The organism is Candidatus Baltobacteraceae bacterium (assembly GCA_036489885.1).
In the GTDB taxonomy this organism is placed as follows: domain Bacteria; phylum Vulcanimicrobiota; class Vulcanimicrobiia; order Vulcanimicrobiales; family Vulcanimicrobiaceae; genus JAFAMS01.
This window is the reverse complement of record DASXEW010000003.1, coordinates 1,468,539-1,489,688: the sequence shown is the minus strand read 5'-3', so window position 1 is coordinate 1,489,688 and position 21,150 is coordinate 1,468,539. Positions and strand designations below refer to the sequence as shown.

General features: G+C 60.8%; 15 protein-coding genes. 7 read left to right on the top strand and 8 right to left on the bottom strand.

Translation table 11 applies throughout. From position 1 onward, the window contains the following. The first annotated feature begins 23 nt into the window (after positions 1–23). Positions 24–1,718 (top strand): ATP-dependent DNA ligase, encoded by a 1,695-nt coding sequence (locus tag VGG22_13220; protein ID HEY1729332.1) that lies wholly within the window; start codon positions 24–26, stop codon positions 1,716–1,718. A gap of 4 nt (positions 1,719–1,722) precedes the next feature. Here VGG22_13220 and VGG22_13215 read toward each other — a convergent pair whose 3' ends face one another. Then, a complete protein-coding gene (locus VGG22_13215; GenBank protein ID HEY1729331.1) occupies positions 1,723–2,685 on the bottom strand; it encodes an asparaginase in 963 nt (320 codons plus the stop codon). A gap of 38 nt (positions 2,686–2,723) precedes the next feature. Beyond that, positions 2,724–3,851, bottom strand: a complete 1,128-nt coding sequence (locus VGG22_13210; protein HEY1729330.1) for a hypothetical protein — start codon at positions 3,849–3,851, stop codon at positions 2,724–2,726. A 92-nt stretch (positions 3,852–3,943) separates the two neighbouring features. Here VGG22_13210 and VGG22_13205 point away from each other — a divergent pair, with 92 nt between their 5' ends. Further along, positions 3,944–4,615 carry a hypothetical protein gene (locus VGG22_13205; GenBank protein HEY1729329.1) on the top strand — a complete coding sequence of 224 codons (672 nt, stop codon included), beginning with the start codon at positions 3,944–3,946 and terminating at the stop codon, positions 4,613–4,615. Here the strand turns inward: VGG22_13205 and VGG22_13200 are convergent. Next, entirely contained in the window at positions 4,581–5,762 is a 1,182-nt protein-coding gene (locus VGG22_13200; GenBank protein ID HEY1729328.1) for a glycosyltransferase, read from the bottom strand. The two genes, VGG22_13205 and VGG22_13200, sit on opposite strands and share 35 nt — an antisense overlap. Before the next feature lie 131 nt (positions 5,763–5,893). Between VGG22_13200 and VGG22_13195 the strand changes: the two genes are divergently transcribed. Then, positions 5,894–6,949, top strand: coding sequence for a glycosyltransferase family 4 protein (locus VGG22_13195; GenBank protein ID HEY1729327.1), 1,056 nt, complete (start codon positions 5,894–5,896; stop codon positions 6,947–6,949). On the opposite strand, the gene VGG22_13190 is transcribed toward VGG22_13195, so the two are convergent. Both VGG22_13190 and VGG22_13185 read right to left on the bottom strand, forming a co-directional pair. Then, complete coding sequence (locus tag VGG22_13190) at positions 6,894–8,069, bottom strand: glycosyltransferase (protein ID HEY1729326.1); 1,176 nt, start codon at positions 8,067–8,069, stop codon at positions 6,894–6,896. The two genes, VGG22_13195 and VGG22_13190, sit on opposite strands and share 56 nt — an antisense overlap. A 3-nt stretch (positions 8,070–8,072) precedes the next feature. Then, positions 8,073–10,259: a GNAT family N-acetyltransferase gene (locus tag VGG22_13185; GenBank protein ID HEY1729325.1), complete on the bottom strand. Its 2,187-nt coding sequence runs from the start codon at positions 10,257–10,259 to the stop codon at positions 8,073–8,075. 125 nt (positions 10,260–10,384) lie between these two features. On the opposite strand from VGG22_13185, the gene VGG22_13180 reads away from it, so the two are divergent. Next, positions 10,385–11,719, top strand: coding sequence for a polysaccharide biosynthesis C-terminal domain-containing protein (locus VGG22_13180; protein HEY1729324.1), 1,335 nt, complete (start codon positions 10,385–10,387; stop codon positions 11,717–11,719). Here VGG22_13180 and VGG22_13175 read toward each other — a convergent pair. Further along, a complete protein-coding gene (locus VGG22_13175; protein ID HEY1729323.1) occupies positions 11,675–13,096 on the bottom strand; it encodes an exopolysaccharide biosynthesis polyprenyl glycosylphosphotransferase in 1,422 nt (473 codons plus the stop codon). The two genes, VGG22_13180 and VGG22_13175, sit on opposite strands and share 45 nt — an antisense overlap. 108 nt (positions 13,097–13,204) lie before the next feature. Here VGG22_13175 and VGG22_13170 point away from each other — a divergent pair, with 108 nt between their 5' ends. Both VGG22_13170 and VGG22_13165 read left to right on the top strand, forming a co-directional pair. Next, positions 13,205–14,461, top strand: coding sequence for a hypothetical protein (locus VGG22_13170; protein HEY1729322.1), 1,257 nt, complete (start codon positions 13,205–13,207; stop codon positions 14,459–14,461). After that, complete coding sequence (locus VGG22_13165; protein ID HEY1729321.1) at positions 14,458–15,441, top strand: glycosyltransferase family 2 protein; 984 nt, start codon at positions 14,458–14,460, stop codon at positions 15,439–15,441. Before VGG22_13170 ends, VGG22_13165 begins: the two co-directional genes overlap by 4 nt. Here the strand turns inward: VGG22_13165 and VGG22_13160 are convergent. Next, complete coding sequence (locus tag VGG22_13160; GenBank protein ID HEY1729320.1) at positions 15,423–17,534, bottom strand: DUF5666 domain-containing protein; 2,112 nt, start codon at positions 17,532–17,534, stop codon at positions 15,423–15,425. The two genes, VGG22_13165 and VGG22_13160, sit on opposite strands and share 19 nt — an antisense overlap. A gap of 702 nt (positions 17,535–18,236) precedes the next feature. Between VGG22_13160 and VGG22_13155 the strand changes: the two genes are divergently transcribed. Then, positions 18,237–19,547, top strand: a complete 1,311-nt coding sequence (locus VGG22_13155) for a hypothetical protein (GenBank protein ID HEY1729319.1) — start codon at positions 18,237–18,239, stop codon at positions 19,545–19,547. Between the two features lie 4 nt (positions 19,548–19,551). Here the strand turns inward: VGG22_13155 and VGG22_13150 are convergent, their stop codons facing one another. Then, complete coding sequence (locus VGG22_13150) at positions 19,552–21,141, bottom strand: hypothetical protein (GenBank protein HEY1729318.1); 1,590 nt, start codon at positions 21,139–21,141, stop codon at positions 19,552–19,554. Between the last annotated feature and the right edge of the window lie 9 nt (positions 21,142–21,150).

The window sequence follows — 21,150 nt, the reverse complement described above, 5'->3', positions numbered from 1 at the left end:
TGCTGGCGCCAACACGGCAAGCGGTGAAAAGGTTCGCAGAGGCTGCGGAAGCGATCGCGAGCGACCCGAGCAAACTCGCAAAGGTCGCGCTGCTCGGCGAGTATCTGCGGACGCTCGACGACGCGGACCTCGCGCCCGCTGCGAGATTTTTCACCGGGAGCCCATTCGCGCCGACCAGTGAGCGCGCGCTGTCTGTCGGCGGCGCGACAATCGTTGCGGCTGCGCGCGCGGTTTGGGGTATCACCGACGCTCAGCTCTCGCGGGGATATCGCGCCACTGGCGACCTCGGTGCAGCGCTCGCGTCGCACGTGCGGCCTGCGCACGATCTCGGACTCTTCCGGACAGCACTGACGCCGGGCGTTTTCATGGCGCTGCTCGACGAGACTGCGAGCGCATCCGGCAAGCTCGCAAACAAAAAGCGACAGGTGCTGGTCGAGCGCATTCTCGGCGCGTGCGAAACCGACCTGGAAGCGAAGTACATCATCAAGATCCTCACCGGCGAGCTGCGGATCGGTTTGCGCGAAGGTTTGATCGTCGAAGGAATCGCCGCCGCGTTTTCAGTGCCGGTTGCGGACGTGCGCCGCGCCGCGATGGCAGCCGGTGACGTCGGCGTTGTGGCGATCGCGGCGAAACACGGAACGCTTGCGAACGTCGAGATCGCCTACGGAACGCCGATCGCGTTCATGCTCGCATCGCCGATGCAATTCGGCTCCGAATACAAAGAACTTGCGACGCAAAGCTGGCTCCTCGAAGACAAGTACGACGGCGTTCGCATCCAAGCCCACAAACAGGGGGAGCGTATTCGGCTCTTCTCACGCCGTTTGAACGAGACGACGAACGCATGGCCAGAAGTTGTCGCAGCGATGCACAACCTGCCCGACGACGTCATCCTCGACGGCGAGGTCGTCGCGATGCGTGACGGCGCAGTGCTACCGTTTCGCTACTTGCAAACACGGCTGCAGCGCAAAGACGTGACGTCTGGGCTGCAGGCCGAAGTCCCCGTCGTATTCGTCGTCTTCGATTGTCTCGCGCGCGGCGAACGGTTTCTGCTCGACGAGCCGCTCGAAACGCGGCGCGAAGAGCTCGCGGGGTTGCAGCTGGGCGGCATCGTTCAGGCGGCTGGGTGGAGCACCGTCGAAGCCGGCGCGACGCAAGAGGACTTACACGATCGCTTCGAAGCCGCGCGTGCGCGCGGAAACGAAGGCCTTGTCTTCAAGCGAACGGATTCGCCCTACGCGCCCGGCAAGCGCGGTAAGTGGTGGCTCAAGCTCAAGCGCGAGCTCGATACTCTCGATTGCGTCGTCGTCGGCGTCGAATGGGGCCACGGCAAGCGCGCGCAGGTTCTCTCCGACTACACGTTCGCCGTGCGCGGCGAAGCCGGCGAGCTGCTCGTCACCGGCAAAGCCTATTCGGGACTGACCGACGTCGAGATCGCCGAGATGACTGCGTGGTTCCTCGCGCATCGTATTCCGGACGCGGAGCGTGCCTACGAAGAGCTCGGACTGTCGCGCTACGAGATTCCGGTCGAGCCGCAGATCGTCGTCGAGATCGCGTTCGACGTCATCCAGAAGAGCGATCTGCACAAGAGCGGTTTCTCACTGCGCTTTCCGCGTATCGCCCGCATTCGCGACGACAAGTCGGCGGACCAGATCGACACGATCGCTCGCGTCAATGAAATCTACGGCAAAATGCTGGAACGTGAAGGCATTCGCGAATAGCCAATTAGACGCGCGCGACGATCTTTCCGACGATGCGCCCCGCGACGTTGCGCACCGGCGGCTGCGTGAAAGGCGCGAGCAAATCGGTTGCGGCCGGCGTCAGCGCATCGAGCCTCGTGAGCGCAGCCATCACGGCCGGCGCGGTCGCGCGGCCGTTGCCGTCGACGACCTTGATTGCAAGGCCGGCGCGCGCGTGCACGATGGCGCTGCCGTGAAAGCCTTCGGCGCCGCCCTTTCCGATGACCGCACCGCCGGTTGATTCGATCAGTCCCGTATCGAAGCGTCCCGTCCCCGAAACAAACCACGGATTCTGCGCCATCGCCGTACGGCAACGCGCGAGCGCCTCGCCGTCTTCGGCATCGAGCTCTTCGAGCGCGGCAAAGCGTGCAAAGGCGCGCGCGGCGCGGCGCAGACTCGTTGCAAAGACGGGGATGCCGCAGCCGTCGACCGCGATACGTTCGGGCGGCAACGGTTCGTCGATGACGCGCGAGCATAAGGCGAGAATCATTTTCTGCGCGGGATTGTCGGGCTCGAGATACGTGCCGAGGGGCGCACCTATGTGCTTGCAGAGCGCGAGAATCCCGGCGTGTTTGCCCGAACAGTTATTGTAGATCGCGCTCGGCGTGCCACCGCAGAGCAGCGCGTTCTCGTGAATCCCCGCCTTTGCGAGCATCGAGCGAGCGGTCTCGACGTGCTCGGGCTCGCCGGCGTGCGACGCGCACATGAGCGCAAGCTCCCGGTCATCGAACCCGAATGCATCGACCGCCCCCGCACGAACCGAGGCGGCGGCGATGAACGGCTTGGCGGTCGAGCGCAAAAAGACGGGGAGGTCGATCGTCCCTACCTCTAATAGCACCTTGCCCGAGACGTCAACCGCGCAGATGGCGACCCGGTGCCGTGACTCGATCTGATGCCCTCGCCAGATCTCCACGACGTAGGGCGCGTTCACGGCTTCCGTTACGTGCATACGGCCGCCCTTCGGCACGCGGCTTGCCGCTACTTTGATTAGGTCGAGATCGATAATTTCAAGAGCGCGCTTCCGCAGTTCGTCCACACGTTTCCGGCGGCGTCGATCACCATATCGTTTGGATGGAAAATTCCGCCTGAGCTTTGCAGCGAGAACTCTTGGATCATCCCGGTCGCAATGTTGATGCGTCCGATCTCGCCGTTCTTCGTGTCGTCGAAGTACACATAGTTCGAAGCAGCCGACGACGCGAGAAAGCCGCTACCGCCGAACGAATTTGGAATCGCGTAGTTCGTCGACGTTCCGCTCGTGCTGAAACGCACGACGGCACCGTGAGTGCGATCGAGCACCCACAAGCTTCCGCCTGCCGAGACGATCGTGTTCACGTCAAACGACGTGCCCACAATCGTAGCAATGCTGTTGATCGCACACAGGGTCGTCACACGCAGCAATTGCGCGTTGCTGCCGTTATTCGAAGGAAGCCACAGCGCCCCGTCAGGTCCGGGGACGATCGCCGATTCGGCCGGAAGACCGATCGAACAGCCCTGCGACGGTCCGCTCGCGGTTGCCGGAAACTCAACGACGGCTGCCGCGTTCGAGGGATCGAGCGTATCACTCCACACATTCCCGTCGCTGCCCATGGTCGCGCCCTGAATGACAAGCGGATCGTACTGTGTCACGATGTTTGCGGTAACCGTCCCGCTCGTCGTGAGCACGTTGAAACCCCAGAAACCGATCTGCATCGGTTGACCGCAGAACACGCTGACCCATAACGTCCCGCCCGGACCCGGCGTGATCGCGTTTTCTTGCAATCCGAAATCATTGACGCAGCTCGCTTCGGATGCGGGCTCCGCATTGTACGTCGTGATCGCGCCGGATGTAACGTTGACGAGGCTCGCGGTCGTGCCGCTCTGCGGGATGTACCAAACGTTACCATCCGGGCCGAGCGTCAGCGCTTCGATCAAGGAAGGCGCCGCATACTGCGTGACCTTCAACGTCGCCGGAGCCGCGGATGGTGACGGCATCGGCGTCGTTGACGTTCCGGGATTCGGCGCCGCCGGATTCACAACGGGAATCGACGCCCCGGGCGTGCTTCTTCCACCGCCTCCGCACGCAGCGAGACTCGTGGCCAAGAGAGTTATTGCAATACCGAGGAGAGTTTTCTTCACTACACGGTAACCGTGTGGTTCCTCGTTGTACGTACGAGCAGGGTTAGGAGATGACGTTCCTGCGCATGAATTCGTTTGCGCAGATAGGGCCGATGAAACGAGTACTGCTTACCGGATACCCGACCCAAGCACGAGCCGTAAAGCGTTTGGTAAACCGCTCGTCGACGAAATGGCGCGCAGTTTCCACGCCCGTGCTCGTCGATGCCGTCATTTCCATCGGTGGACCGCAACCGGATCCGATGATCGCCGCCTGGGCGCATTGCTTCCGCGTTCCTATTGGGATCGTTTGGACCGGAAGCGACGTCGCGCGCATCGACCAGGGTTATGATGCCGCAGCACGTGTGCGCGCACGGCGCTACACTCACGCGGCGTCCTCGGAACGAATTCAGGCTGAGCTGCATGATCTCGGAATCGACGCCGATGAGTTCCCCATCGCCACGTCGCCGGAAAGCGACGGCGTCGCCCACGTCGAGTCGTTCTTCGAGCGCGTTGCAGCGAACGCTCCCGCCTCCAAGAAGCGCGGAATCGTTTCGGGAAACTCGCAACGCGTGGCCGCCTTCGTTGAAGCCGCCGCGACGACGATGCCGGACTGGGAGTTTCACGCCGCGATCTCCGGCTCGCGAACCGAGCGCATCGACGACCTGTTGTCGTTGATCACGGCAAAGCGATGGTACCGGCTGGGCGACCAACGCGAGGATCGAATCTTTCGGTACGCGGCGCGTCTATTTCTCAAGCGGCGCTACCGCACGTCGAACGGAAAATAGACGCAAAACTCTCCGCGATCGGACGCGCCGAATGTCCATTCGACGCTTGGTATTCCGCGAGCCGGCCTTCGGTGAATGCACGATGTGCCGCACATAGCGCCTCGCGCAACTCTTCGTCGGTCGATGCAAACCAACCGATTTTGTTTTCGCCAACGTATCCGCGCAGCACGCTCTGATCCGGTCCAAGCGCCAGCACCGGACGTCCGGCCGCGTGATATTCGAAGATCTTACTTCCATACTCGGAAGCCGTGCGCGGATCGCTGTTTTGGATTACGACGAGCAACGCGGCGCCACGCTCGGCGCGCATTGCCGCCGACCGCTCGACGACGCCGTGATAACGCACCGCATCACAGAGCTGATAGCGTGACGCAAGCTCGAGCAAATTTCCGCTATCGTGCCCGTAGAAGTCGATCCGCGCGCCAAGGCCGGCCGCTTCGTTTTGCGCACGTAGCTCCGCGATCTGCGCAAACAAGCGCTCCGGGCTCCGCACGCCGCCGTATAGCGTCCCGGCGTGCACGATACGAAAGTCGGCCGGCTCTTCGTACGGAACGTCACGCCATTCTTCGGCGTCGAGCGTGTTCGGCACGACCAAAGCCTCGCGCCCGTGCGATAGACGCAGCGCCGAGGCGAGTGACGGCGTGATCGTCGTGATCCGCGCAGCCTTACGCAACAGACGCTTTTCGAGCTGCAGCAGGCTCTTCGCACGCCAGGGTGGTTCCGACACGTACGGATTCCCGTTCCAGAGATCGCGATAGTCGGCGATCCACGGTACCCGCAGCATCGACGAGAGTGCCCATCCGACGACGTGCGCGGACGCGGGCATCGCAGAGCTGAGGATCACGTCGAACGGCTGCCGGCGATACATTCGGAGCCCGGCCAGGATCGCACGCGGAATCCACCACGAAGCACGATCCGGGTAAAAGACGACATCGCGAAGACGGCTCCGCAGCGGCGCGAACACGGGCTTCGCGGCCAGACGCGGAAGCGTGGCCGCAACTCGTCCGGTTCCCGTTCGGCGCCGCGTAAGCACAACCGCATCCCAACCGAACTCCGGAAGATACTTGGCGAGGTACCCCATGCGTAAGGCACCCGACGCCGGTTCAGGCGGGAAGTGATAGGCGACGATCAGTGCTCGCCGTCGTTGCATTATTCTTAAATTTTCCAGAGTGTGCAAAGCGAAACGTGGTCGCTTAGGTTTGTAACCCGCTATTGTTGGAGAGCAAGAAAGAGGCCATGCCTCAGCTTCGTGTCGCGCATTTGACCTCGGTGCATGGCGCCTTGGATCCGCGGATTTTCTTCAAGGAAGCCCGCAGCCTCAAGGCACGAGGCTACGACGTGTGCGTCATCGCGCAGGGGGATGAGCCCTTCGTTCAAGACGGCGTTCGGATCGTGACGCTGCCACGTGCCCGCGGCCGCTTCGAACGGATGACGCGAACGATGGCGGCGATGCTGCGCGCGGCAATCAAAGAAAACGCCGATGTCTACCATCTGCACGATCCCGAGCTCATCCCGCTCGGACTGTTCTTGCGGCTGCGCGGCAAGAAGGTCGTGTACGACGCGCACGAAGATCTGCCGTACGACATCGAGGTCAAGGACTGGATCCCGTCGCGCATTCGCCCGTTCGTATCGGGCGCGGCGAAATGGGGATTGCGCGCGGCCGGACGGCGCTTCACCGGTGTCGTCGCAGCCGTCGACACGATCGCCGAGCGGTTCCCGCAAGCAAACGTCGTCGTCGTCCGTAATCTGGTCGACCTTTCACTCCAAACACCGGGCGAAGCATCCCTGAGGGTCTCGCACGCTGCCGTTTACTGTGGCAGCATTACGGTCGTGCGCGGGATCGTGGAGATGGTTCAAGCCTTTGCGCCCGCCAATATCTCTTCGGGCCGGCGCTTGGCGTTGATCGGAAACTTTCACGACGAAGCCGTCGAGTCGATGGTGCGCAACCTCTCCGGCTGGCCGAACGTCGACTTCTATGGCCGGCTGCGCAACGATCAGATCGCGCCGATCTTGCAGAGCGCACGCGCCGGACTCTGCATGCTGCACGCGACGCGCGGCCATCTCGATTCGCTGCCGACGAAAATCTTCGAATACTTTGCGGCCGGGATTCCGGTGATCGCTTCCGATTTTCCAGGGTGGCGCGCACTCGTGGAAGGCTGTGGCATATCAATCGATCCGAACGATCCCGTAGCGCTGGCTCAAGCGATTGCGTATCTCGACAATCACCCGGAGGAAGCGCGCGAAATGGGTGAACGCGGACGCGACCGCGTTATGCGCGAGCTCAACTGGAGCAGTGAGTCATCGCGGCTGTATTGGTTTTACGAAAGCCTTCGATGATCTGCGCGTACGCTTCCGCATTATGACGCCACGTCAGATGTTCGGAAGCAAACGAGGCGGCCGCGCATTCCATCCGAATTCGCTCCGCGTGATCCCTCAAAAGGTAACGTAGCGCATCCGTTAGCGCACCGACGTCGCCCGGTTCGATCAGCTTTCCGGTTCTTCCGGATTCAACGATTTCCGGAATTCCGCCGACGCGCGTCGCAACGACGGCGCGGCCCGACGCCATCGCCTCGCACACGGTCGCCGGTAAGCCTTCGCGATAGCTGGGCAGAACCACGACGTCGGCGGCGGTGAACACGTCGGCGATTTGCCGCTGCGTCACGATTCCCATCAATTGAATCTGCAGATCGGTGCGCGCTTCTTCTATTGCAATTCGCTCGGGGCCGTCGCCGGCAAAGACGAGCGTGGGCTTGAGATCGCCTAGCCGCTTCGCCGCCTCGAGCAAATCCAGCACGCCTTTGGCGCGCAGGAGATTTCCCGCGAACGCTATGACGGGCGCCGTGTGCGAAAGTCGGAGGCGTTCGCGCGCAACTCGCCGGTCACGCGGCCTAAAGACACGTTCGTCGGCCCCGTTGTAAACGACGAACGCATCGTCGCGCCCGAGGCGCTTGACGTGCGTGCGTACAAAATCGCTGACGCAGACGACTGCCGTTGCAGAGGCGAGTGCTTCGCGTGCGGCCGCTTCAAGTCCGGGACGCCGCCACGGATTCTCGTAGGTGTCACGGCCGTGCGCCGTTAGCACGACGGGGACGGGCAGATCTATCGCGTAGGCGGCCATCGGAATGAGCGTGTGAACGTGCACGTAATCGGCGTTCCACTCTGCGATCTCGCGCAATAGCGCCGGACGCAGCTGTTTCGCGACGAAGGCACAGCCGAGATTGCGCGGGGGAACGAAGGCGCGCAACGTTCGGACCTGCACGCCCTCGTACTCGTAGCGTTGCGGCACGCGCCGGTAATTCGACCAACGGCCACCGAACGGCGGTGCGTGCGGGACGACACGTACGACGCGGATCTTGAAGCCGATGTTCTCGAGCGCGTGAATTTGCCGCAAGAAAAACACGCCTGCCTGCGGATTTTCACTCGATGGAAAATCGTGCGCGAAGACGAGCGCGCGCACGGATTAGAGCACGGCCGCTTGCACGGCGTTTCCACGCCACAGCGAACGCAATCGCAGATAGCGGCGATACGCCGGCGATTGCCACAGGAGCGCGGTATAGTCGACGGGCTCGGCTCCGAGCGATTCCTTGAAGCGCGCCACACCCGAAAGCCCTTCGCTTGCTCCCATGTTATACCAGCGAATGCCGCGATCTGCCGCCGCCCGAATCATCTGAACGTTGAGCAGATTGCTCGGCCGTAAATCTGCAAACTCCGCGCGCAACGCGGCCGACCAGAAAAATGCTTCGGTCGAGCCGTACAACATCACGCCGCCCGCGATCGCCTCGCCACGATAACGCGCGATCCAGACTTCAACGTCGTCACCGCCAAGCTCGACGACCGCCTGGAAGAGCTTCAGCGGAATGTGCGGTGCACCGCGACCCCAACGCCTGGCCGAGTCCTCGAGCAATCCGTAGTAGGTTTCGATCGCGCCGCTTTCGCATGAAACGCTGACGCCTTTACGAACCGCTTGTCCCGCCATCCGGCGCGCAACACCCTTGAAGCGTGCGACGGCCGCGTCGGCTCCTTCGCTCAGATCGATTACCGAGGTTTGATACGCGCGCGTTTCGCCGAGGCCAAACTCACTGTAACCGGCAAGCGGCCAAAACGCGCAGCTGAACTCGTCCGCATCCTGCGCCACGATATCGTGCACGATGGCTTGCGCCATCTTTGCATCGGCAGGACGTCCGTCGGGAAGCAACGGCAGCGCGTACGTTCCGAGTGGCATCGCCTCGTATGAGGTGAAGCGTCCGTTCGAATGCATCAACGGAAAGATCGCTTCGCCTTCGGCGAGATTGAACAGCGTCGGCTCGGCTGCAAATCGCGGGTAGACGCGTTCGAGTGCGAGACCCCAAGCCGGACGTGCAAAAAATGTCGGCGCAGGATGACATGCATCAAAGGCGCGCCATTCGGCGGGACTCAGCTTGATACGATGGTTTCCACGACCGCGCCGGCGCGGCCGCAGAGACACGTTGAGCGAGCGCGCTACCTCGAAGCCGGCCGCAATCGGATTCTTCCCGAGAAGATGCGCGACTGTACGAACGATCGGATCGAGCCGTGAGTCTCCGAGATTGAACCAACGCTTGCTGACAGCCATTGCGAGAACGTCGTCGAGGCGCTCGCTGCGCGAGCGTCCGATGACCGAATGAATGTGCCAATCCGGCGCTTCGAAGCGTGCGCGCTCCAGAAACGCCGCAACGATCTCCGGCTCGCCCGAGACCACGGCGCGCTTTCGTGGATCGACGCGCTTACGCGGACGCGCGGTCAAGTCGTCGAGAAACGTTTCGACGCCGGCGGTAATCGCCGCCGGGTCGAATTGCTCGCGCACCGCTCGCACGCCGTCGTGATTGAGCGAAAGCTCTCCGGCCCGATGCTGCTCTTCGAGACGCGTGAGATGATCGACAATCGCTTCAACGGTCATTCCGTAAAGGGCGCCGGCCATCTCGCGCGACCAGATGACGTAGCGGCCACGCGCCAAGGCCTCGATCACCATCAGGGGCATCCCGTCGTGGCGTGTCGGACGCACGATCACCGTTGCGGCATCGACCGCAGGGTTTACGTCGTCCAACCATCCGTGATAGACGACGTTCTTGAGCGTTGACTCACGATGCGTCGTCTCGCCGATGATGTCGAATCGCACGTGCGGCATGCGTTCCGCGACGGCGAGCAAAATGTCAGTTCCGTAGAGCCACTCCTTGCTCATGGGTCCGTAACCGAGCACGGAAAATTTTTCGGGGAGGGGCGGCAACGTCTCCGGAGGCGTTGCAACGGCGAGACGCAGCTCACTGGCCGCAATGCCGAGCTCGAGCAACTCGGCCGCTAGCGTTGCCGAGCACGCTACGTGACGATAGTGGCGAGCGCGCACTCGTGCGATCTCGGCCGGCTTCTCTCGCACACGCAACACATCGGAGCCCGCCCAGACGACGCCGATCGGTTTATGCAAACGGCGTGCGCAGGCTGCAAGGAGCGCGTCGGGTGCGGGTCCGCCGAATTCGACGACCGCGTCGACGAAGGGCAAAAGCGCAAGCGTACGATTGCGTGCTGCCCGCCCGCCTCCCCGAGGAATCAAGCGCCAATGCGACGCGTGCTCGTTTACGAACTGCGAAATCGCATGAACGTGGTGTGTGTATCCCCAGAGAAGAGCGGTGCGCATGGCGTTTCGACCTGCGGGCAGGTTCACCATATAAGTTTCCCCAGGATGATCTGAACTATGATAGGTGCCTTAGCACGCACCCGTTAGTCCGAAAGGCCGTGATTGAGTCCGCGCTTTCGTGGTAAATGTCCGCCGTGAAGGCCAAGACGCTGTTCGCGGACGGCTTTCAGATTCTGATCGTCCGCGTCCTCAACTTGGTCTGTGCAGCAGGCGTCAGTATTTTTGTGTCACGGATGCTCGGCCCGGAGGGCCGCGGCACGTATGTGGTGCCGGGCATGCTCGCAGGCCTCGTTGCAACCGTGTTCGCAGGACTGACGACGACGATTGCATCGTCGATGTTAAAGGACCGTGCCGGCTCCGGTGCGATCCGGGCTGCGTTTGCGGCCGCCGTTCCGATGGTCGCGACCGGAATCGTCGTCGTCATGGCGATTACGGTCGCGACGAATCAGCTGTGGGCGGCACCGTACGCAGCGATCGTGCTGCCCTTCATGGCGCTCATCGCCATCGTCAACGGCTACGGCTACGGCGTGAAGAATCCGCGGCTAGTCACGCTTTTCACGCTGGCGACGAACATCGCAATCTTCATCTGCTTGGCAGCCGGCTTACTCTTTGTCGGGCGTACCGCAAACGTCGCAATCGAATCGTGGTTTGCAGGCAACGTCTTCGTCGGACTCGTCGCCATCTGCGTCGTGCTTTGGAGCGCACGCGGGATGGCGACCGGACCCATTGCGACGTGGGCGTTCTTGACATATGCGGCTCGCATCGGCGCGATTGGCCTGGTCTCCATCCTTAACTACCGCATCGACCTGTACATGGTCGCGTTCTTCACCTCGCACAGCCAGCTCGGTTTTTATTCAACCGCCGTATCCGCCGCCGAGACGTTACTGGTCGCCGCACAAGTCGGCTCGATCGTTACCGTCCCGCACATCGGTTCGCTCGGCGCGCGCGAAGCGGCGCATCTCACGGCTCGCTGCGTGCGCAACAACTTCGCGTTCATCACCGTGCTGTGCATCGTCGCCGCACTGGTCGCGCCGGCCGCCGTCGAGCTGCTGTTCGGGCCGGCATTTCTACCCGCCGTCGCGCCGCTACGCGTGTTGCTGATCGGCATCATTCCGATGTCCGCCGCGAGCATCATCTCGAGCTACTACACGCTCAATGCGAAAAAGCCGCAATATCCGCTCATCATCGCCGGCGCTTCCGCATTCATCTGTGCCGCGATCAGTCTGATTCTGATCCCGCGCATCGGGATCGTCGGCGCCGCAATCGGAACGACGGTATCGTACATTTCGACCGTCATCGCGAGCATGATCATCTTCTCGATCCAGGCGAAAGTGCCGTTGTGGCACGTCGCTTGCGTGCAGCCCGAAGATCTCCACGGATACCGCAGGCTGATCTCCTCGTATCTTTCGAAGCGGCTAAACTCCCCGGTGGAAGAAAATCTCGCAAGCGGTCTTGAATAGAATCGAGAGATCGAGCAAGAACGACCAGTTCTCGATATAAAAGAGGTCGCTCTCGAGAACTTCTTCGACGTCGCTCGGCGTCAAGTTGCGGCGCATGTTGATTTGCGTCCAACCCGTGATTCCCGGACGGACGAGATGCCGGTCGGCATACCGCGGGAACTGCATGCTGAAACGGTCGGCGTATTCACGCATCTCGGGACGCGGCCCGACCAGCGACATCTCTCCGCGCAGAACGTTGAGCAGCTGCGGCAGCTCATCGATGCTATATTTTCGAATGAATGCGCCCACACGAGTGACGCGGTCATCGTTTGTCGTCGCCCAGTTTTCGCCGGCATCGAGACGCATCGAGCGGAACTTGAACACATTGAACGAGCGTCCGTTGCGCCCGACACGAAGCTGTCGGAAGAGGGCCGGCCCGGGACCTTCCAGACGAATTGCAACCGCAGTCGCCACCAGCAACGGCGAAAGCGCGCACAACGCGATGAACGCGACCGAGCGATCGAGCAGCGATTTGCAAAATTCCGCCGGCGGGCTCAGTACGCCGAGCGGCACCGGCATCAGCAGTGTCTGTCCACCGCGACGGTCGATCCGCACTTCGAATGCGCTCGCCTGCAGCTCGGGTGGCGCAAATCGCAATTCGACACCCCCGCGCGCGGCTAAATCCGCAACATGCGCCGCAGCCAGCGGCGGCAACAGCCCTTCGACCAAAACCATATCGCAACCATCACGCGCCGCGGCGCGAAACCAGGCGATGCGCTCGACGATCGCTTCCGGCGAATTTCCGGAGGCCTGCTCGATGTTGGAACGGTACGGCAAGAGGCTCCACTGGCTCGGCATTCCACCGTCGTTACCGAGCATCGTCGGTACATGACTCGGCGTAACGACCAAGATCCGCCTGAACGTGCGATCCTCCTGAATGCGAATTGCAAGATGGACGACGGCACGCGCGCCTCCGACGCCGAGCGTCGCAAGGCATACGGCGACGAGCAACAAGAGGCGCGACGTCGAGAGCGAGGGGACGATCGTAAACAGAATCAGCTGCGGCAAAATTCCGAGCGAAAGTGCTGCGATCGTGTAATAGATCTCGTCGCGCGAGTTGAGCGCAAGCGAGCGGCGATACATACCGACCCGCGCGAATATCACAATCCACATCCCGATCGAAAGCCAGCCGGCGACCTCGACGATCGAGATAAAATTGCGGAACGTCCACGTGTGGTTGACGAGCCCCATGGCGACGTAGAACGACGCAAAGAACGCGACGATGTCGACGGCCATGATAACCGCCTGCCAACGCGCGGAATAGTGGCGCAGCGAGGTTGCGCCGTTTCCACGAAGTGATTCTTCGGGCGAGCGAGAGTCTAAGGCAGTTGCGACCATACTCGATCCAAGAGATGCGGGGAACGCGTTTACGTTACCCGGAAATCGCTTGCCTACTCGGCCCTTTTGGCACTTTTCGAGATGGCCGCAACGACCTAAACTGCCTGTGTGCGCGTACTCGGACTCTTACTTGCAACCGCACTTCTGGTTGGCCGCCCTGCAACTGCAGCGGTCCCGGTTGAAGCGCACGTTCCGACCGCAGCTTACTGTTGCCACGGCTACGCAAACGACACGGTCGCACCCTCGTCGGCGGCGCCGTACCTCACGTGGGCGGCGACGCCCGACAATCCGGGGGCGGACGCCGATCGCGCGGCCGGAATCCAAAACATCTACCGTTACGTCGACGTCTTCAAAGTTTATCAGGGCGATCATCTGTATGCTGCCGTTGACGGCGGTAAGTATGCTGCGACGCGCGCAACCAATTGCGGCGGAGTGTTGATCCGTACTGAATCGCCGCCCGGCTATCTGACCAACCCGCGCTCGCCGCAAACGCTCAATCTGCTGGACGAAGAGCTTGCGTACCGTTACTATCCGGCCTACAACGCGTACTTCATCGACGATGCCGACGCGTATCGTTACGGCCTGACAAACGGACCGCCGTGCATCGGGAATACGCCATGGCCCGAGCCGGCTACAGCAGAGCAAGACGCGACACTTCTAGCTGCCGCGCGCATCCAGGTCGCTGGACGCTCGATCGTCCCCAATTTGATCTTCAACGGACTCTCGGACTACGTCGACAAGGGCGACCAATATACGGTCCCGCTCGCGATGCTCAAACCCGCGAACGTGCTCGGCGGAATGTGCGAGGAGTGCTTCGCAGGCAACAAACCGGATAAGGTAACCTACGATACGGAGTGGCGCGACGATCTCGGCCTCGAGATCAAGACCGAGCGCATGCGCAAGATCTTTTGGCTCTACGTGCGCTATATCGCGAACAATCCGGCCGCGCGCGCATACACCTTCGCGTCCTACATGCTGGCGTGGGATCCCAAGTTCTCGGTGTATCAAACGGCATACGCTCCGAATCAAGCCGGCCAGCTGCACGTGACCCCGGAGACACAGCTCGTAGCGCACGATCCGCTCAAAGGCAACATCGAATCGGTCGATGAGCTGCGTGACCCCGCCGGAACGTACGTGCGTGAATACGCGCACTGTTACTACCGGCGCTCGCCGATCGGCGGCTGCGCGTTCGTCGTCAACAGCGATCGGTCGGCGGCGCGCTCACGGCCGCACCTCGCGCAAAACTACAATCACACGGCGGCTCTACACGGCGGCATGGTCCTCGAAGGCGGCACCCTGTCCTTCGACGGACCTCCGATGCCGGGATCGCTCGCGCCTACCACGGGATACATACTCACGCGATGACTCCGCTCGTTACCGCGGTCGTTGCCACCTTCAACGAAGAGCGGCACATCGAGCGCTGTTTGCGCGAGTTGCTCGAGCAACGCGACATGCACGGCAAGCTCGAGGTGTTGGTCGTAGACGGCGGCAGCACCGATCGTACAGCGGAGATCGTCCGTTCGCATCCGGAATTCGGGTCGACGATTCGCCTGATCGAGAATCCCAAGCGATTTCAAGTCTTTGCCTACAATCAAGGCATTCGTTCTGCCAACGGAACGTACGTCATGTTTGTCGTTGCCCACGCGGAATACGGCGATGACTACATCGCGCAAGCAATTGCGCTCTCGGAGCGTCTCGACGCGGCGAACGTCGGCGGAACGCCGAAGGCACTCGGCGACGGTACCATCGGACGAGCGATCGCGTACGCAATGTCGTCGCCTTACGGCGTCGGCGACGCCACGTTCCGTTACGTCGATGATGAACGCTACGTCGATTCGGTTCTGGTCGGCTTCGTTCGCCGTGACGTTCTGCTCGAGATCGGCGGCTTCAACGAAGATGTCCCCTTCGATGAAGACACCGACCTCAACTTGCGTTTGCGTGCTGCAGGTTACAAGCTCGCAACGAGTCCGAAGCTGCGTTGCCGCTACCATGTTCGGCGCACGCTTCCGGAGCTTGCCTCGCAGATGTTCCGCTACGGTTTCTGGCGCCGAAAAAGCCAGCTGAATTTCGGGGCGCGCATCCCCTTCCGTGTCCTTGCTCCGCCGGCACTCGTGCTCGGCCTTGCACTTTCGGCGATAGCGCCGCAGCCGCTCTGCTGGCTCGTCCCGGGCGCCTACGCGTGTTTCACGGCGGCAGCGAGCGCGGCCGCAACTCCGAAATTGGGTGCGCTCGCAATGCTGATGCCGTTCGTGCTTCTAACGATGCACGTTTCGTATGGACTCGGTTGGTTGAAAGGCCTACTTGTTCACCGCGCGCCGGGCCAGGCTTACGGCAATAGGATATAACCAGCAAGGGCAGGGATTGAGGATGGAACGCTCGCGCCCGTAAGCGAGACCGTACCACCGTCGAGGACGCTGTTCTCGCTGCTGATGACCATCGTATGCGTGTACGTGCCCTTCAGCGACGGCGTCCCGACAGAGCTTGCATTCGGATTCACGATGAACGCGCATCCGCCGATGGCCGTGCCGTTGTAGAAGCAGCTCTGATATTCGCGGAAGAATGCTCCGCCGGTGTCTTGGAAGGCCGCAGCGCCGGTCGAAGTCGACGGATACGGAACGATCGGATTGTACGCCGTCAGCGCTTCTTCGGGGAAGACATGGATCTGCGGATTTGCCGAGTTCGGGTTGGTGCCGTTCCCCGGAAAACCGTAGTATGCGGTTTGATACCCAGTGTAGACGGGGTCCCATGCCAACATGAAGGAGGCGAAGGCGTACGTGCGGCCCGCATACGAGTATGTGCCGCGCGACGACGAATCTTGATCGAGCAGGACGTAGAGCTTGCGCGTGTTGACCGTTGCGATCTCAGCGTTCTCCGTCATGCTCCACTGATTTTTCATCTCGGTCGCCGTGTTTTGACCGATGATCGCGTTCTTGTTGTCGGCCAAGCATTCGTCGCACGTGAAGCCCATGACGTTTGCGAGACCCGAGAAGGAAGTGATCATGCTGGACATGCTGGGTATGCTGCCGGAAGCTTCGATCTCGATCGGCGAGAGCACGTTGAGCATGTACGCAGGTGCCGGATGACCCGCGAGTAGGTTCGCGACGGTCATCGAATTCACGATCGTGGCGTAGGCGGCCGACGCCGTCGGCTGTGACCACTGTGCGCCGTTGTGACACGGCATTGCGCTGTTGTCGTTATAGATGTACGCATTCATGTCGTCGATGAACACCATCCCAAACTCGGTACTGTAGTTGTATTGGGTGGTGACATCATTGTCGTACAGCGTCAGTGTCGCGGGTTGCCACGGATCGGTGAGATAGCCGGCGCCGCTCTTTTCTGTGATCGCAGCGCCGGCGCAGGTCTTGGCTTCGGCGCTTGCGTCGATGCCGCCGGGCGCGACGTTGCTGAATTGCGCATCGCCTGAGTAGACATGTGAGTCATCGATATACGTGTAGACGCGGCTGGCTGGGATTCCGGCAGCTTGGAGCCCGGGTGCGCCATAGGTCGGATTCGTTCCGCTCGGATCGCCGTTCGCAGACGGCGCTGCGTAGTACGAAATCCAGGGTTTCGCCGTCGCGACGCCGCCCGTCGGCGTGTCGTTACTATAGCCACCGCAGCAATAGTCGAAGGTTTGCACGTGACTGAGCGGATTGTTCACCGGCGGCGGTGACGGCGTTGGGGTCGGATTCGGCAGCACGCCGAGAGTCATGATCGTGGCCGTGAACGAGGTTGCACAGCTGCCGCTGCCCCAGACGTTGACGATAACGTTGGGAGCCAACGTGTAACCGTAATAGTTAATCTGGGTCGTGGGTCCGTAATTCACGTTAACGTGACCGCAGGGCGCAGGCGCGAGCACCTTCAGCTGCGAGTCGGTTACGGATTGAATCGTCGCCGTGAGCAACGGCGGGCTTGTCGGTGAGGGCGTCGGCGTTGCCGTTGGCGTCGGCGACGGAGTCGGCAGCGTGCCGAGCACAAGCGCCGTCGCAGTGAACGACGTCGCGCAGCTGCCGGTGCCGTAAATGTTGACGACGGTGCCGGCCGCGAGCGTGTAGCCGTTATAGACGATCTGTGTCGTGCTTCCGTAGGTGACGTTGACGTGACCGCACGGTGCCGGCCCCAGGACGTTGAGCTTCGTCGGGCTGACGGTCTGAATTGTCGCGGTTAAGGCGGGAACGCCGGTCGGAGTCGGCGATGGCGTCGGTGCCGGCGTAGGAGTCGCCGTTCCCAAGAACAGCTCCGTCGCCGTAAACGACGTCGAGCAACTTCCGGTTCCGTACACATTCACGTACGTACCGGCACTTAGCGTGTAGCCGTTATAAACAATTTGTGTCGAACCGCTGTAGGTGACGTTGACGTGTCCACACGGTGCAGGCGCCAAAATGTTGATTTGCGACGGGCTGACGGTTTGAATCGTGCCGGCAACTGCTGGTAGTTGCACACTAGCAGTCGTTCGAACCCCGTTGACGTTACCGAGACTCGCATTACTTGCCGTCATCGGAAACGTGGTATGCGAACCTTCGGAACATGCGGCCAGAAATAGAAAACAGAGGCCGGCTGTAACCCAGGACACCTTCAACCATCGCGCCACGCTGAAAGTCCTCCACTTTTTAAAGCGGCATTGCGTGTAACAGGTATCGTGACCAAGCACGATAGGCGGAGTCTCTAAGAGAACGCCGCGCAGCCTGCCACTATAAGTTACTAATGGGTTCGATTTGGATGTCTAGGACGACCATACTTGGCCGTCATAGAGGCAAGCAATCGCTCGACGAAATCGAAAAGCTTTCGAAAAACCCTTATGCAGCAAGGGTTTGAGGGCGCATGCTTGACTACTAAGCGTGCAAACTAGCGCCCGATCGATCTCAGTATTTCTTAGCGGCTGCTTTACAAAGTCGAAGAACGTTTGCTAAAGCCCGCTCGTTTGTAGACCGAATTTTTTGGGGCGATGTCGCTGTTACGAAGACGGCTTAGACTGGCGTTCCTACTCGGATTTATGTTCGTGTCCGTTTTCGGTTGCGGTGGCGCTGGAGGATCGGGCTCGCACTCGAGTGTCGCAAACAACATCCCTGTGACACAAAACACACCAGGAACGTCACCTACGTCACAGTCTGGTGCTACTCCTACGCCAAACGCGCTCACGCATGTGCAAAGTTTTGACTACTGCTGCGGCGGTTACACGAGCGACACACCGTCCGGTGGCGTCGCAGCGGCGAAACCATGGATCACGTATTTCGCAGCGCCGTCTCCGAATAACGATCCGACCGGAACGTATCCGAGCTACGGAACGCCCGGACTCGCGGCGGCCGGAGTCTCCGCCAGTCACGTCTACGCCTACATCGACGACTCGCACGTGTATTCAGGTGATGCGCAGTTCAACAACATCAAGCCCGGCGGGCTCGACGCGAGCGCTGAAGCTTTGGATTGCGCCGGCAACCCAGTCACGGAAAAGAACAGCAACGGTTATCTGTCTGATCCATGGCAACCGGCTGCGCTCGCGTTATACGACAACGACGTAACAACGCAATACAACTATAGCACCGAGTTCGGCATCGTCTTCATAGACGACGTCAACGCCTACCTCTACAACGACAACAACGATTTGCCGTGCCACAACGGCATACAGTGGTCGGAGCCGGCATCTTCGACCGCCTACGCGGCGATCGTCGATTCGATGAGCGTCGCCGGCTTACTCGCCGGGCACACGGCGCCAAAGTACCTGCTCAATGCGCTCTCGGCGATCACGATCCAGGCCGGCGGCAGCACCGCCAACATTGCCAACGCGATCAACCAGTTCACCGGCCTTGCAAACGTGTTCGGATTCGTGTGCGACGAGTGCTTGGGTGATACGAAGAATGCGATCATTGGCCTGAATACGAGCGGCGAGCTGGTGAATCAATGGATCGTCACCGAAGACGCCGAGATTGCCACGGTAAACGCTCAAAAGCTCTACTTGCTGCAAGATCAAGATTCGATCTCGACCGGCGCGATGTCGTATACCGCGCGAACCTACGCGTTTGCATCCTTCATGCTGGTCTGGGACCCGGTCTACACCGCTTATCAGAACGACTACTACGGTTATCCCGGCAACGGCAAGAATCCGAACTCGACGAACCCGCAGATTCACGTCTTCCCCGAAGAAGAGCTCACCGCGTACAACCCGATCGTCACGTACCCGTCGACTTCGCCCGGCATCGGTGCGCTGCAAGATCCCGCCGGAACGTATTTCCGCGAATATCAGAGCTGCTTTTACAACGGAACGAGCGTCGGCGCGTGCGCGTTCGTGGTGAATCCGTCCTCGAGCGCGCACGCGAAACCAATGCTTAATGGAACTTACGGTCATACGATGACGATCAGCAATCAACTGAGCGTTCTCGACGGCGGAACCGTGTCACTAACCGGCGCCGCCGTGCCGTCAACTATTCCAGGCTTGAGTGCGTATATTTTGTTGCCTTAGATTTTCATTCTAGGACGACTAACCCCGTTTCGGGCGCTACGGAGGCCGGCGGTGCAGATCCCGTCACTGAAACTGAGCCTCCGTCCAGCACACCCTCACCACTCAGGGCCATCGTGTGCTTGTACGTATGTCTGAGGGACGGAAACGCGAGAGAGCCGGACGAGTTTGGATTTACGACGACCGCGCACGGACCGACGCTCTGGCCGGCTAGATAACAGGCTGCGTACTCTTGAGCGTAAAGACCACTTGACGTCTCGAGCGCAGAAACCGTGCTCGCGGCCACGTACGGACTCGTCGGAACGAGCTTCGTTTCCGGAAAAACGTGCAAGCCGCTCGTCGTCGCCAGCGATTCCCACAAGACGGATGAGCTCGGGGAATACGTCAGGAGGAATGAGGCGTAGATGTATTCGCGCAGCTGAATATACGACTGCGAAGCGTACGCGCCGTTATTGTAGCAGAAAAACATCTTACCGGCTTTTGCGGCCGAAATTTGCAGATTTTCGTCCTCTGTCCAGTACGAGCCGGTCGAGTAGGGTGGCGTTGGATTGGAGACGCGGCCATAACACTCTTCGACCATTGCTCCGGTCACGCGGGAATCACCGATGAGCGCTTCGCTATCCGAAGATATTGCGTAGCCGTTGAATATAACAGGATAGTTGAAGGACGAGATCAGCGTCCAGTTTTCGGAATCCCACTCCGATGACGTTACATTGCACGGCGTGGACGGAACGGAATATAAGTCGTCCATGTCGTCCAAGAAGAAGGCGTCGAAGTGACCTTCGCTCTGCTCGTTTTTAGCCCATGCATTCATTGCGCTTTGCAGAGTAGTCGAAGCGGGATTCATAAGATAGAACGTGGTGGTGCTGTTGTACGGAATGGCAATAGTGCTCCCGCCGCATGCGTACGCAAAGGCATGGGATGAGTAGAGCGGATCCGTGGTAGCTTGACGCGTCGGACTGAGATACATCATCGTCTTGATGCCCGCTTTCGAGATTCCACTCGAATCGGCAGTCGACGTCGACGCCCAGCTCAGATACGGCGCGGCTTGCGCCGCGGTAACGGTGTTCGTTCCGGAATAGCCGCCAAGATAATCCGCGGTCAGCACGTGCGTCATCGAGGTCGTTGACGCGCTCGAACTTCCCGATCCCAGCGTTATCGTCGTAGCGGTGAACGATGTGGCGCAGCTCCCGGAGCCCCAAACGGAAATTGGGACGCCTTTTGCGAGCGAATTACCGTTGTACGTGATCGCGGTGCTTGAGCTGTAATTTACGTTGACCGCGCCGCAGCCGTTGGCTCCGGCGACATTGATCGTGTCGGTGCCGGTCGAGTTTATCGTCCCCGCGAGATTTGGGGTGCTGCTTCCGCTCCCCAAGGTCACGGATGAGGCCGTGAATGATGTCGCGCAGCTCCCTTCACCGAGCACGGTCGCCGCCGTCCCAGAGGTTACACTGAGACCATTCGTGCTCCAGGCAGTTGCGCTGTTCGTGAGGATAGGAACGTTTCCACAACCTGAGCCCGCGTTCAGTACGAATTCAAACTTGTTGCCGCTCGTGATGGTGCCGGTTACCGTCGCAGTCGAGCCGCTTACACTCACGCTCATCGC